We start from the raw sequence: 12,729 nt of genomic DNA, 5'->3' as shown, positions 1-12,729 counted from the left end.
GTTTTATCGTTTCCCGGTCACTGAAAAACAGTGATCGGGTTTGGTAGCCCGGTATTTCCAGGCGCATAGCGCCGCCTTTAGCAGAGGTTGATTTTCATCTCTGTTTTTATGGTGGCCATGCGTAGGGCTCCTTCGGGCGCGCCGGGTTCCTGGACCGGTCTACCAACCTGTGCATGGCCGCCACCCTTCGTTTGGTAGCAAAGGGTGATGGCTCCTCAAATAGTTTTCCCAGGAGTTTCATCTATGTTCAAACCTACGCCCAATCCGCCTGCCACAGACCCGACATCCCCCTACGAATCACTCGATTCAAAAAAACTCCACGAAGCCGCCGAGCGCGCCCTCGACCACTACCTCAACCCGGCCGCCCAAATCATGGCCACGGCCAACGAACCCGAGCCCATGTACTTCGCCAACCCGAATTACAACACCGAATCCCTGCTGGCCAACGCCAGCGAAACACTCGGCTCGGCCACCCTCATGCTCAACAATTTCGCAGCATTGCTGGAAACCTCACATCGCAAGACCCTGCTGGGCATTGCGCAAGTGGTCATGCTCGGTGAACTGGCGGTGAACCAGGCACTGGATCACGTCGAACCGAAGGAATAATCGACAGGATCTGTGGCGAGGCGGTAGCACCTCGCCACATTCAACACCACCCTGCCAAGACATCAGCAACACCGGCGCCAGCCCCAGCAACAGACAAACCTCATCAAGCTCAGATCACCGAAACTTGCGCACACCAGCAGTAGGCTAAGCTTTCAGCAGCTTATTGCTCACGATGCTCGCGTCTGCAGGTTTGGTTTTTTTCTGGAGAGCGTCTGCAGCAGCTATTTCAGACAGGTCCAGATCATTCACGCAGGACTGACGCGATGACCGAGCCCCTCCTCAGTTTCGAAGCACTCAAACGCGCCGCTGCCGCCGGCGAGATCGATACCGTGCTGGTGTGCATGGTCGATATGCAGGGGCGACTGGTTGGCAAGCGCTTCCAGGTCGAGTTTTTCATCGACAGCGGCCACGAAGAAACCCACTGCTGCAATTACCTGCTGGCCGACGACATCGACATGGAACCGGTGCCGGGTTACGCCGCTGCCAGTTGGAGCAAAGGCTACGGCGACTTTGTGCTCAAACCCGACATGGCCACGTTGCGTCGCGTGCCGTGGCTGGAATGCACGGCGCTGGTGCTGTGCGATGTGCTCGATCATCACCACAGAAAAGACCTGCCCCACAGCCCGCGGGCGATCCTGAAAAAACAGGTCGAGCGCCTGCGCGAGCGTGGCTATACCGGCATGTTCGCCTCTGAGCTGGAGTTCTATCTGTTCGACGAGAGTTACCAGGCGATCCACGAGCGCAACTACCACCAGCCGAAAACCGCCGGTCACTACATCGAGGATTACAACATCCTGCAGACCACTCGCGAGGAACCGGTGCTACGGGCGATTCGCAAGCACCTGCAGGCCTGCGGCATTCCCGTGGAAAACTCCAAGGGCGAATGGGGGCCGGGCCAGGAAGAAATCAACATCCGTTATGCCGACGCCATGACCATGGCCGACCACCACGTGATCATCAAGCACGCCTGCAAAGAGATCGCGCAACTGCAAGGCAAGGCGATCACGTTCATGGCCAAGTGGCGCTATGACGCCGCCGGCTCCAGCAGCCATATCCACAATTCGCTGTGGGACAAGCATGCGAAAAAGCCGCTGTTCTTCGACCCTAAGGCTGAGTTCGGCATGTCGAAGCTGATGCGTTCATGGGTGGCCGGGCAGCTCAAATACGCTAACGACATCACCTGTTTTCTCGCGCCCTACATCAATTCGTACAAGCGCTTTCAGGCCGGCACCTTCGCACCAACGCGGGCGGTCTGGAGCCGGGACAATCGCACCGCAGGCTTTCGTTTGTGCGCCGAAGCCAGCAAATCCATCCGCATCGAATGCCGCATCGGTGGTGCCGACCTCAACCCCTACCTGGCCTTCGCCGCGTTGATCGCCGCGGGCCTGGCCGGGATCGACGAGAAGCTCGAACTCGCGCCGCCGTTCGAGGGCGATGCCTATATCGATGAGCATTTGCCTGAAGTGTCGAAGACCCTGCGCGAGGCCTGCGCCGCCCTCAAGGCGTCGAGCATGTTGCGCGAGGCATTCGGCGATGAAGTGATCGACCACTACGTACACACCGCCGACTGGGAACAGAAAGAGTACGACCGACGGATAACCGACTGGGAACTGCAGCGCGGCTTCGAGCGCTATTGAGCACGCCATGACTGAGACCGTTCAACTTATCTCCCCGGTCGACGGCCGGGTCTATGCCGAACGCCGCCGTGCCGATGCGGTACAGATCGAGCAGGCCCTGACGGCGGCCGAAACCGCCCAGGCGCAATGGAAACACCGGCCACTGAGCGAACGCGCGGCCTTTTGCAGTGCTGCCGTGGACGCGATGCTGGCGATGAAGGATGAGATCGTGCCGGAACTGGCCTGGCAGATGGGGCGCCCGATACGCTTCGGCGCTGGCGAGCTGCGCGGCTTCGAAGAACGTGCGCGGCATATGATCGCCATTGCGCCTGAAGCGTTGACAGCGGTGGAACCCGCGCCTATTGAGGGGTTTCGGCGGTACATCAAACGCGAGCCGCTGGGTACGGTGCTGGTCGTCGCACCGTGGAATTACCCCTACCTGACAGCGGTGAATACGATCATCCCGGCGCTGATGGCGGGCAACAGCGTGATCCTCAAGCACGCCACGCAAACGCTGCTGGTCGGGGAGCGTTTCGCCGAAGCCTTTCGCCGTGCTCATCTGCCCGAAGGGCTGTTCCATAACCTGCTGCTCAGTCATGTCTATGCAGCGGCGATCATTACCTCTGGACGGGTGCAGCAGGTGAACTTCACCGGTTCTGTCAGCGGCGGCGAGGCCATGGAACATGCGGCTGTCGGAGGTTTCCTCAGCGTGGGGCTGGAGCTTGGCGGCAAAGACCCGGCCTATGTCCGGGCAGACGCCAACCTTGAGCATGCGGTGGAAAACCTGGTGGACGGCAGCTTCTTCAATTCCGGGCAGAGCTGCTGCGCCGTCGAACGTATTTATGTCGATAAAAAAATCTACCCGGCCTTTGTCGAGCGCTTCGCTGCCCTGACCCGCCAATACGTGTTGGGCAACCCGCTGGACGAAGCCACCACCCTCGGGCCGCTGGTCACACCGAGCGCCGCTGAGTTCGTTCGCAAGCAGATCGCCGATGCCCTGGCACAAGGGGCCAGGGCGCTGATCGATCCAAAGGACTTCGCCGCCGACACGCCGGGCAGCGCCTACCTCGCACCGCAGGTAATGGTGGACGTCACCCATCACATGTCGGTAATGCGCGAGGAAAGCTTCGGCCCGGTGGTGGGCATCATGCCGGTGAGCAGCGACGAGGAAGCCATCGCCTTGATGAACGACAGTGAGTTCGGGCTCAGCGCCTCGATCTGGACCCTGGATCTGGCCGCCGCCGAACGCATCGGCAACGAGATCGCCACCGGCACCGTGTTCATGAACCGCTGCGATTACCTGGACCCGGCCCTGGCCTGGACCGGGGTGAAAAACAGCGGGCGCGGCGTCACGCTGTCGCGCCTGGGCTATGAACACCTGACCCGAGCCAAATCCTTCCACTTGCGCCACGAGATCTGAGCCATGAGCCTGACCGCGAACTGGAACTACCCCACAAGCATCCGCTTCGGTGTTGGCCGCATCGCCGAACTGGCCGAAGTCTGCCGCAGCCAAGGGATCCAGCGACCGTTGCTGGTCACCGACAGCGGCCTGGCACGTGCACCGATCACCACCGCGGCGCTGGAATCCTTGCGCGCCGCCGGCCTCGGTGTCGCACTGTTCTGCGACCTCAAGCCCAACCCCGTTGAAGCCAACCTCGCGGGTGGGCTCGACGCCTGGCGCGCCGGTCAACACGATGGCGTGGTGGCGTTCGGCGGTGGCAGCGGCCTGGACATGGGCAAGCTCATTGCCTTCATGAGTGGCCAGACCCGACCGGTGTGGGATTTCGAAGACATCGGCGATTACTGGACACGCGCCGACGAAAGCAGCATCGCCCCGGTCATCGCGGTGCCGACCACGGCCGGCACCGGTTCCGAAGTCGGCCGTGCGGCGGTGATCATCGACGAGCGCACGCACACCAAACGCATCATCTTCCATCCGAAGATGATGCCGAAGGTGGTGATCAGCGACCCCGCCCTTACCGTCGGCATGCCGGCCAAGGTCACCGCCGGCACTGGCATGGACGCGTTTTCCCATTGCCTGGAATCGTACTGCGCTCCCGGTTTTCATCCCATGGCCGAAGGCATCGCGGTGGAAGGCATGCGCCTGGTAGCCAATGCTCTGGTGCGGGCGGTACACACCCCTTCCGATCTCGACGCGCGCGCACAAATGCTGGCGGCGGCGGCGATGGGCGCCACTGCGTTCCAGAAAGGCCTGGGAGGCATGCACGCGCTCTCGCATCCGGTGGGCGCCCTGTATGACACCCACCACGGCATGACCAATGCCACGTTCATGCCCTATGTGCTGAAGTTCAATCGCCCGGCCATCGAGGAACGCATCACCCGTCTGGCGGCGTATCTGCGCCTGCCCTCTCCGGGCTTCGACAGCTTTATGGCCTTCGTCCTCAAGCTGCGCAAGGACATCGGCGTGCCGCATACGCTGGTGGAGCTGGGGGTGGATGATCAGCAGGCCGACCTGATCGCGGATATGGCGATTGTCGACCCCTGTGCCGGCGGTAATCCGCTGCCATTGACACGAAATGGCGCGGCAGAAATTTTCGAAGCGGCTTATCACGGCCGTCTTTAGAACGGCCACCGCGCCACAAGACGACGACATCAAGGTGTTGCACAACATGGGCTTTGCTCAGCAACTCTCGCTAGGCATGGGCGTTGACGGCCATCATCTGGTTCACCTTCGAAAAACGACGCTTCCAGGGCCCGCCCGTGGGCGACATGATCATCAAGCGTCAGGCAGAAAACGCGGCGGTTGAAGAGGCGTTGAATAAACAGGCGGGGGGCTGATTACCACAGCCCAAAAAAGCGGGGTACACCACACTTATATGATTCTGATATCAGTCCTATACGATTAGCGCCATTTATCAATCAATGACCCAAGGGTAAGTTGCTGCTCTGCGATTTCAAGTCGAGAGCCATCCATGACCCCAGACATCCTCCGCAAGTGCATGCCCGCAGCAGCCCGGGCGGGCACCCTTTGTTTCGCTCTGTGCACCGGTGCAGTCGCTGGTGCGGACGATCGCAGTCCGCTGGTCATCAAGGATCAGGGAAGCCTGTTTGCTGGCGGTGGGCTGATCGCTCAGCCGGGCGTCTTCGATCCCTACCACCCCATGAAGCCCGACGGCCAGAGCTATCACGGCGACCATGTGTATGCGTTCTACCAGGTTCCGGTGGACGCACGTCCGCTCCCGATCGTCATGTGGCATGGCGCCGGACAGTCCGCGAAGTCTTGGGAGACCACGGCCGACGGACGTGAAGGGTTCCAGAACATCTTCCTGCGTCGCCGCTTCTCCACGTATCTGATCGACCAGCCACGACGTGGCGATGCAGGTCGCAGCCTGGTTGAAACGACAATCAAGCCGGTTGCCGACGAACAGATGTGGTTCAACCAATTCCGCATCGGTCTGTGGCCCGACACTTTCGAGGGCAGCCAGTTTCCACGTGGGCAGGAAGCGCAGGAGCAATTCTTCCGTTCGATGACGCCCAACACCGGCCCCTACGACATTGAGGTCGTGTCCGATGGCGTATCCGCCCTACTGGAAAAGACGGGGCCCGCCATCCTGTTCACCCACTCGCAAGGCGGCGGGCCCGGTTGGCTGACGGCGATCAAGAGTCATAACGTGCGGGCCATCGTGGCGTTCGAACCGGGCAGCAGTTTCGTGTTTCCAGAGGGAGAGGTTCCCGCGCCGATTCCCAGCGCGTTCGACACGCTTTCGGCCCATGTCGTCTCGACGGCGCAGTTCGAAGCGCTGACCCGCATCCCCATCGTCATTTTCTATGGCGACAACATCCCCGCCAAACCGGTTCGTTTACCGGCACAAGACAGCTGGCGCGCCCGACTTGAGATGGCGCGCCTGTGGCGCGATACGGTGAACCGCCATGGCGGTGACGTAACGCTCATCCATTTGCCGGAGATCGGGGTCAAGGGCAATACCCACTTCCCGTTCTCGGACATCAACAACGTCGAGATCGCGGATCTGGTTTCGAAGTTCCTTGCAGAGAAAGCGCTGGATTGACGACGAGCATGGCGATGGCTGCCATGTCTTTCAGAAACAGGAAGTAGCAGGAGTACTCATACGATGCGAACAACGATAAAGGCCACCCTCCTCGCCGCCATGGTCGGGATTTCGGCAGCCGACGTTGAGGCGGCGGACTACAAGCAGAATCCCTTCACGTTGACCTACGGCGGCGCGATTACCAAGAACGAACCGGGAAAGGTCAACATCCGTGCCGTCACATACAAGCTCAACGGCCTGGACATTGCCGCCAACGTTTACACCCCCGCGAACTATGACTCGGGGAAGAAATACCACGCCGTCGTCGTGGCGCATCCCAATGGCGGGGTGAAGGAACAGGTCGCCGGTCTGTATGCCCAACGATTGGCGGAACAGGGCTACATCACGATCGCCGCGGATGCCGCTTATCAGGGGGCCAGTGGCGGTCAGCCACGCAACGTCGACAAACCCGCCTACCGCATCGAGGACATCCATGGCATGGCGGACTTCATCGCCCGCTATCCAGGCGTCGACAGTGCGCATCTGGGCTTGCTCGGCATCTGCGGCGGTGGCGGCTACTCGCTGGCTGCGGCGAAAACCGACAAGCGATTCAAATCGATTGCGACGGTGAGCATGTTCAACTCCGGGCGGGTTCGTCGCAATGGCTACAACGATTCGCAACTGGACACTGTCCAGCAACGCCTGGAGCAGGCTTCCGCTGCCCGAGCTCAGGAAGCGGCCGGCGGGGAAATTCTCTATGCCGGGGATGCCAACCTGACGGATGAGCAGATCGCCAAATTGCCGTTCGATCTGTATCGCCAGGGTTACGAGTATTACTGGAAGACGCATGCGCATCCCAACTCGACCTTCAAGTACACCATGAGCAGCTTGCTGGACTTGATGCGTTTCGACGCCACTGACCAGATCGAACTGATCCGGCAGCCGTTGCTGATGATCGCGGGCAGCAAGGCCGACAGCCTGTACATGACCGAGGATGCATTCACCAAGGCCACCGGCACCAAGGACAAGGAACTGTTCAAGATCGATGGCGCAACCCATATCGAAACCTATTGGGTACCCGCGTATGTGGACGCCGCAATGGGCAAGTTGACTGCGTTTTACGCGAGAACGCTCTGAGCTGAGCAAGGACCCGTCATCATGAACAAAACCCTTTTGGGAATCGCGGTATGCGCCGCGACGCCCTTCGCCGGCGCAGCCGGCCAACCTGACAATGCCGCTGAATCCTTGGCCGCCCAGCAGATCAGCCGCACCGGCACCCAGGCTTCGGCAACGGGACCGGCGGATTATTTCTCCGGGCGAGTGCGCGTCGATCCCTTGTTTCCCGCCAGCGGCGAAATCAATGCATCCGGCGCCTATGTCACCTTCGAACCGGGCGCGCGCTCGGCCTGGCATACCCATCCTGCAGGACAGCGATTGGTGGTGGTTTCCGGTGTGGGGCTGACGCAGGAATGGGGCAAGCCCGTGCAGGAAATCCATCCGGGAGACGTGATCGTATGCCCACCGGGCGTCAAGCATTGGCACGGTGCCGCACCGACCACTGCAATGACGCACTTGGCCGTGACTGGCGCGGTGGATGGCAAGAGCGTGCAATGGCTGGAGAAAGTCACCGATGACCAATACAACGCCCGCTAGGTATCACAAGCCCGGCGTGCTGGTAGCGGCATTCGCGCTGAGCCTGGGGCTGGCGAGCACGCCGAGCCACGCTAACCAGAACCCTTTGGAGTTACAAGCCATGTCCCCCGCACAACCCGCTTCCCAGACGTTGTCCGCCAAACAGCAGGCGATCCCGTTGATTGCGGCGTTCATGGCCACGAGCAACATGCCCGGGCTCAATACCTCCTTGAACCAAGGGCTGGACGCGGGCCTGACCGTCAGCGAGGCGAAGGAAATCCTGGTGCAACTCTATGCCTACGTCGGCTTTCCGCGCAGTCTCAACGCACTCGGCGAGCTGATGAAGGTGCTGGAGGAACGCAAACAACGCGGCCTCCAGGACGCCCCGGGGCGCGAGCCCGCTGGCGTCATTCCCACCGGCGACGAATTGCTGGCAGTGGGCAAGGCTAACCAGACGCGCATTGCGGGCGCGCCCGTCCAGGGCCCGCTGTTCGACTTCGCCCCCGTTATCAATCAGTACCTGCAGGCGCATTTGTTCGGTGACATCTTCGAGCGCGACAACCTGGACTGGCAAAGTCGCGAGCTGGCCACGGTCGGAGCGCTGGCCGCCACGCCCGGCGTGGAGCCGCAACTGCGCTCGCACATGGCCGCCAGCATGAGGGTCGGCCTGAGCGCTGCGCAATTGCGTCAACTGATCCAGGTGCTGGCCGACCACGGCGATGCCGATGCCGCCCAGCGCGCCCGCGAGGCGTTGGATAAACATCTACCTGGACGCACTCCCCCGTAACCGGGTACGACTCCTGCACATTTGCCATGTATCAGGAATCAACCCGCGTAACGCAGCGCATCGCGCAACAACGCAAAGGCGGGAGAGCTCTGGCGGCGGCTTGGATAGTAGAGGTGGTATCCCGAAAACGGTTCGCACCAGTCCGCCAGCACGCGAATCAACCGCCCCTGCGCGACATGTGTCTGCACCAGGTCTTCCGGCATGTAGGCCAGCCCCAGCCCCTTGAGGGCAGCCTCCAGACGCATGGCGATGTTGTTGAACACCAGTTGGCCCTCGACGCGCACTTTAAGTTTTTGCCCCTTCTTCTCGAACTCCCAGGAGAAGATGCCGCCGTATGTCGGCATGCGCAGGTTGATGCAGTTGTGCTGCATCAGATCGCTCGGGACTTTTGGCCTCGGGTGCCGGGAGAAATATTCTGGAGAACCGACAACCGCCATCCGCATGTCGGGGCCGATGCGCACCGCGATCATGTCCTTGGCGACCTGTTCACCCAGCCGGACACCGGCATCGAAGCCTTCCGCCACGATGTCGGTCAGACCATAGTCCACGATGATCTCGATGCTGAGATCGGGGTTGTCGGGCAGCAGCTTTGCGAGCACCGGTTGCAGGATCGTGATCGCGGAATGCTCGCCGGCCGTGATGCGCAGTTTGCCTGCCGGCTTGTCGCGGAATTCGCTGAGCAATGCCAACTCGCTGTTGATTTCTTCGAACCTGGGAGCGATCACCTGCAACAGATGTTCGCCCGCTTGCGTGGGGGAAACGCTTCGAGTGGTGCGCGCAAGCAACCTGACGCCCAGTCGTTCCTCCAACTGACGCATCGCCCGGCTCAACGCGGGCTGCGACATGCCGAGCCTGGCGGCGGCGCGGGTGAAGCTGCGCTCCTGTGCCACGGCCGCGAAGATCGCGAGTTGGTCGTAGCTTTCAGCGGTCATTTATACGCCCTGGTTATGAACCTTCGGCGATTATGCCATCGATCATGACCAATCGTTTGACTCTACATTGCCCTCCTGACATGGCTCGGTAGAAGTCGTATTTCTGCCGAGACCCGCTCGCCGGTTCAGTCCTCGGACATCGACAGCAGACCTTCGTCCAGTCGTCCACCCTGGATGTTGATGGCCGACAACTGTTCATCGATCTCGCGCAGGTCCGTTGCGGTCAACTCAAGCTCGATCGATTTGATGTTGTCGTCGAGGTATTCGATTTTGTCCATGCCCGGGATGGGCACAATCCACGGTTTCTGGGCCAGCAGCCAGGCCAGCGCAATTTGAACCGGGGTTGCGTTCTTTTTCGCGGCCATTGCGCGGAGCATGTCCACCACCGGCATGTTCGCCTGCATCGCTGCCTGAGTGAAACGCGGGAAGTTCGCTCGCAGGTCGGTGGCGCTGTCAAATTTCGTATTGGCGTCGATGGTGCCGGTCAAGAATCCTGTCCCCAGCGGGCCCCAAGGCACAAAACCAATGCCGAGTTCTTCGCACACCGGGATCACCTCTGCTTCCGGCTCCCGTGTCCAGATGGAGTACTGGTTCTGCACCGCCGTAACCGGATGCACGGCATGCGCTCTGCGGATGGTCGTGGCGCCAGCTTCGGACAAGCCGTAGTGCAACACTTTCCCCTCGTCGATCAGGTCTTTCAACGTTCCCGCCACGTCCTCGATGGGCACATTAGGGTCAACGCGGTGCTGATAGAAAAGGTCGATGTAATCCGTCTTCAAGCTTTTCAGCGAAGCTTCAGCCACCGCTCGAATGGTCTCTGGCCGGCTGTCGGCGCCGACAATGCCGCCGTTCTCCAGCTTGAAGCCGAACTTGGTCGCGATAATGACTTGATCACGGAACGGAACGAGGGCTTCACCCAGCAACATTTCGTTTGTATAGGGGCCGTATGCCTGCGCCGTGTCGAAGAAGTTGATACCCCGCTCCACAGCACCGCGGATAACCTTGACGCCTTGGCTTTGCTCAACGGCTTTTCCGGTGCCGAAGCTCAGATTCATCACGCCCATGCCCAGGGCAGACACTTCAAGGCCGCTGTTGCCTAATTTGCGAGTCTTCATTTCTTCACCTTTTGCGTTAACGGTAAGATTGGATGTCGCCAGTTTGTGCCCATCAAGGGTGGCGCTCCGCCGCGCTTTTGCCCGACCTGTTGTGATTTTGCTTTTATATTCAGGACTGGGCGGCGCGCATGCCCTGTTGTCGTATCGGAGAGCGTCATGAGCCTCACGTCCGTCCCGCAGATGACCTCGGCAGAGAGCCTCGATGCCTACCCCGCCGGCCAGAGAATCAGCACCACCAGCGGCCCGGCCTGGCGAGACGTACGTCTTTCGGTGTTCTCGCTGACCTCAACCTCAGAGGCCTTCAACATGCCGGCTGTGGCCGAGCCCTTTATCGTCTGGGTGACCTCGGGAGAGGCCGAAACGCAGGAGCGCGAGCAAGACGGCCCGTGGATGACCAGCCGGATAAAACGAGGGTCGCTGTTTGTGACCGCCGCCGGTGCGCCTTATGAATTTCGCTGGAAACGGTTGAGCGCCGAACCGTTCGAGGTGGTCATGGTCCTGCTGGGCCTGGCCCTGTTCGAGGAGGCATTGCAAGACGTTTACGGCGCTAATGCGGCCCATGCCACACTTCGGGATATCTCGGGGTTCGAAGACCCACAGCTGGTCAGTTTGCTGCAATGCCTGCGCGAAGAAGCCGACCGCCCCAAGGCCAGTAAACTGTTCACGCGCGGTGTCGCCCAGGCCTTATGCATCCATCTCGCACGCAACTATGTAGAACTCGATAATAGCTCGAGCAAGGAGGCGTCATCGCTACCGGCCTTCAAGCTGCGCCGGATCACCGCCTGGATGGCCGAACATATGGCGCAAGAGTTCAGCCTGGCGCTGCTGGCCGAACAGGCGGGTATGAGCGAGTACCACTTCAATCGCCTGTTCAAACGCGCGGTGGGTATTCCGCCGTCGCAGTATCAGATCAAGCTGCGGATCAATGCGGCCCGACGTCTGCTACGCGAAACGGAGATGACCGTCGTGACGATCGCGAATGAAGTCGGATACTCCAACCCGAGTCACTTCTCCCGTATCTTTCGCAAAGACACCGGCTTCTCCCCCAGCGACTACCGGCGCCAGCGTTAGTCCCGCCCGCCGCTTACGATTCAGGTCGGCTCGCCCAATCGCGGACTGCCTGGGCGAAAAGCCGCAGGGCAATCGGTGGATGACGGTTGGCTGGGTAATATAGACAAAGCCCCGAATAATTCGGGCTCCATTGCGCTAGCAAGTGGATCAACCGTCCGTCCCGCAGATGATCGGCAACCTGTGTTTCGGGCACCCACGCGACACCAACACCCGCCAGCGCGGCTTCAATCATGAGGTTGATGTTGTCCAGGGTGATTTGCCCTTCAACATCAAGGCTGGCGCTTTGCGCTTCGTGTTTGAAATCCCAGCGAAACAGTCCGCCACTGGTAAAGCGAAAGCGTATGCATCGATGCGCTTTCAAGTCTTGCGGCACCTGGGGAGCAGGATGGCGTTCAAGATAGCTGGGTGAAGCAACGGCCGCGAAACGTAAATCCGGCCCGAAACGTATGGCAATCATGTCGCGTGGCACGTCATCAAACAGCCGGATGCCTGCGTCGAAACCATCGCCAACAATATCTTGCAGCTTGCCGTCGACCACGAACTCGATGTGGATATGCGGATAGCGGACGACGAAGTCAGGAACGACATGGCGAATCAGCGGCCGCATGGATGACTCCGAGGCGCTGATGCGGATGGAACCTGAAGGTGTGATCCGGGTGGAGGTGACTTCGTTGACCACATTCGCCAAATCATTCATGAGCGGCCGTACACCGTCGAGCAATTGCTGCCCCGCCTCAGTCAATGAAACCGAGCGTGTAGTACGGTTGAACAGGCGCATCTCCAACCGCGCCTCCAGGTTACGCATGGAGTGACTGAGCGCGGAAGAAGACACACCCAACACGCGAGCCGCGCCACTGAAACTGCGCTGTTCAGCAATGGCGATGAAGGCTGTAAGCCCCGGCAGATCTGCGCGCATCATTTATGAATTTACCTCACCAACCTATGCAGCCAAGGCTATATTGT

12 protein-coding genes and 1 pseudogene are annotated in these 12,729 nt (G+C 60.5%); 10 read left to right on the top strand and 3 right to left on the bottom strand.

Going from position 1 to position 12,729, the window contains the following annotated elements; translation table 11 throughout:
- Positions 1 to 243 precede the first annotated feature (243 nt).
- From J3D54_RS20280 to J3D54_RS20245, 9 genes and pseudogenes are all read left to right on the top strand, one after another.
- A complete protein-coding gene (locus J3D54_RS20280; protein WP_253422071.1) occupies positions 244 to 606 on the top strand; it encodes a DUF6124 family protein in 363 nt (120 codons plus the stop codon).
- A 263-nt stretch (positions 607 to 869) separates the two neighbouring features.
- A complete protein-coding gene (locus tag J3D54_RS20275; protein WP_253422068.1) occupies positions 870 to 2,243 on the top strand; it encodes a glutamine synthetase family protein in 1,374 nt (457 codons plus the stop codon).
- A gap of 7 nt (positions 2,244 to 2,250) precedes the next feature.
- Positions 2,251 to 3,642 (top strand): aldehyde dehydrogenase family protein, encoded by a 1,392-nt coding sequence (locus tag J3D54_RS20270; RefSeq protein ID WP_253422065.1) that lies wholly within the window; start codon positions 2,251 to 2,253, stop codon positions 3,640 to 3,642.
- 3 nt (positions 3,643 to 3,645) lie between these two features.
- Positions 3,646 to 4,806, top strand: coding sequence for an iron-containing alcohol dehydrogenase (locus J3D54_RS20265; protein WP_253422062.1), 1,161 nt, complete (start codon positions 3,646 to 3,648; stop codon positions 4,804 to 4,806).
- Positions 4,807 to 4,889: 83 nt separating this feature from the next.
- A pseudogene (locus J3D54_RS30355) lies at positions 4,890 to 5,021 on the top strand (hypothetical protein); the annotation flags it as partial.
- Positions 5,022 to 5,155: 134 nt separating this feature from the next.
- Positions 5,156 to 6,250, top strand: a complete 1,095-nt coding sequence (locus tag J3D54_RS20260) for an alpha/beta fold hydrolase (protein ID WP_253422058.1) — start codon at positions 5,156 to 5,158, stop codon at positions 6,248 to 6,250.
- Positions 6,251 to 6,313: 63 nt separating this feature from the next.
- Entirely contained in the window at positions 6,314 to 7,366 is a 1,053-nt protein-coding gene (locus J3D54_RS20255; protein WP_253422055.1) for an alpha/beta hydrolase, read from the top strand.
- 21 nt (positions 7,367 to 7,387) lie between these two features.
- Positions 7,388 to 7,882 carry a cupin domain-containing protein gene (locus J3D54_RS20250; RefSeq protein ID WP_253422053.1) on the top strand — a complete coding sequence of 165 codons (495 nt, stop codon included), beginning with the start codon at positions 7,388 to 7,390 and terminating at the stop codon, positions 7,880 to 7,882.
- The gene (locus J3D54_RS20245; RefSeq protein WP_253422051.1) at positions 7,860 to 8,648 is read left to right on the top strand and encodes a carboxymuconolactone decarboxylase family protein; all 789 of its coding nucleotides are present in this window, start codon (positions 7,860 to 7,862) and stop codon (positions 8,646 to 8,648) included. The genes J3D54_RS20250 and J3D54_RS20245 overlap by 23 nt, the downstream gene beginning before the upstream one ends.
- Before the next feature lie 38 nt (positions 8,649 to 8,686).
- Here the strand turns inward: J3D54_RS20245 and J3D54_RS20240 are convergent, their stop codons facing one another.
- Together J3D54_RS20240 and J3D54_RS20235 are read right to left on the bottom strand one after the other, a co-directional pair.
- A complete protein-coding gene (locus J3D54_RS20240) occupies positions 8,687 to 9,580 on the bottom strand; it encodes a LysR family transcriptional regulator (protein ID WP_253422049.1) in 894 nt (297 codons plus the stop codon).
- Between the two features lie 125 nt (positions 9,581 to 9,705).
- A complete protein-coding gene (locus J3D54_RS20235) occupies positions 9,706 to 10,695 on the bottom strand; it encodes an aldo/keto reductase (protein ID WP_253422047.1) in 990 nt (329 codons plus the stop codon).
- Between the two features lie 156 nt (positions 10,696 to 10,851).
- On the opposite strand from J3D54_RS20235, the gene J3D54_RS20230 reads away from it, so the two are divergent.
- On the top strand, positions 10,852 to 11,766 hold the full coding sequence (locus J3D54_RS20230; protein ID WP_253422045.1) for a helix-turn-helix domain-containing protein: 915 nt from the start codon (positions 10,852 to 10,854) through the stop codon (positions 11,764 to 11,766).
- A 13-nt stretch (positions 11,767 to 11,779) separates the two neighbouring features.
- Here the strand turns inward: J3D54_RS20230 and J3D54_RS20225 are convergent, their stop codons facing one another.
- Entirely contained in the window at positions 11,780 to 12,685 is a 906-nt protein-coding gene (locus tag J3D54_RS20225) for a LysR family transcriptional regulator (protein ID WP_253422043.1), read from the bottom strand.
- Between the last annotated feature and the right edge of the window lie 44 nt (positions 12,686 to 12,729).

It is taken from the genome of Pseudomonas sp. GGS8 (assembly GCF_024168645.1).
Lineage (GTDB): Bacteria > Pseudomonadota > Gammaproteobacteria > Pseudomonadales > Pseudomonadaceae > Aquipseudomonas.
Note: the sequence above shows the minus strand (reverse complement) of the source record. Positions and strands in the feature narration are given on the sequence as shown.

What these genes read in the sequence shown, in the direction of transcription:
- J3D54_RS20230 (WP_253422045.1), top strand. Translation starts at nt 10,852, where the DNA reads ATGAGCCTCACGTCCGTCCCGCAGATGACCTCGGCAGAGAGCCTCGAT.
- J3D54_RS20265 (WP_253422062.1), top strand. Translation starts at nt 3,646, where the DNA reads ATGAGCCTGACCGCGAACTGGAACTACCCCACAAGCATCCGCTTCGGT.
- J3D54_RS20275 (WP_253422068.1), top strand. Translation starts at nt 870, where the DNA reads ATGACCGAGCCCCTCCTCAGTTTCGAAGCACTCAAACGCGCCGCTGCC.
- J3D54_RS20245 (WP_253422051.1), top strand. Translation starts at nt 7,860, where the DNA reads ATGACCAATACAACGCCCGCTAGGTATCACAAGCCCGGCGTGCTGGTA.
- J3D54_RS20225 (WP_253422043.1), bottom strand. Translation starts at nt 12,685, where the DNA reads ATGATGCGCGCAGATCTGCCGGGGCTTACAGCCTTCATCGCCATTGCT.
- J3D54_RS20255 (WP_253422055.1), top strand. Translation starts at nt 6,314, where the DNA reads ATGCGAACAACGATAAAGGCCACCCTCCTCGCCGCCATGGTCGGGATT.
- J3D54_RS20235 (WP_253422047.1), bottom strand. Translation starts at nt 10,695, where the DNA reads ATGAAGACTCGCAAATTAGGCAACAGCGGCCTTGAAGTGTCTGCCCTG.
- J3D54_RS20270 (WP_253422065.1), top strand. Translation starts at nt 2,251, where the DNA reads ATGACTGAGACCGTTCAACTTATCTCCCCGGTCGACGGCCGGGTCTAT.
- J3D54_RS20240 (WP_253422049.1), bottom strand. Translation starts at nt 9,580, where the DNA reads ATGACCGCTGAAAGCTACGACCAACTCGCGATCTTCGCGGCCGTGGCA.
- J3D54_RS20280 (WP_253422071.1), top strand. Translation starts at nt 244, where the DNA reads ATGTTCAAACCTACGCCCAATCCGCCTGCCACAGACCCGACATCCCCC.
- J3D54_RS20250 (WP_253422053.1), top strand. Translation starts at nt 7,388, where the DNA reads ATGAACAAAACCCTTTTGGGAATCGCGGTATGCGCCGCGACGCCCTTC.
- J3D54_RS20260 (WP_253422058.1), top strand. Translation starts at nt 5,156, where the DNA reads ATGACCCCAGACATCCTCCGCAAGTGCATGCCCGCAGCAGCCCGGGCG.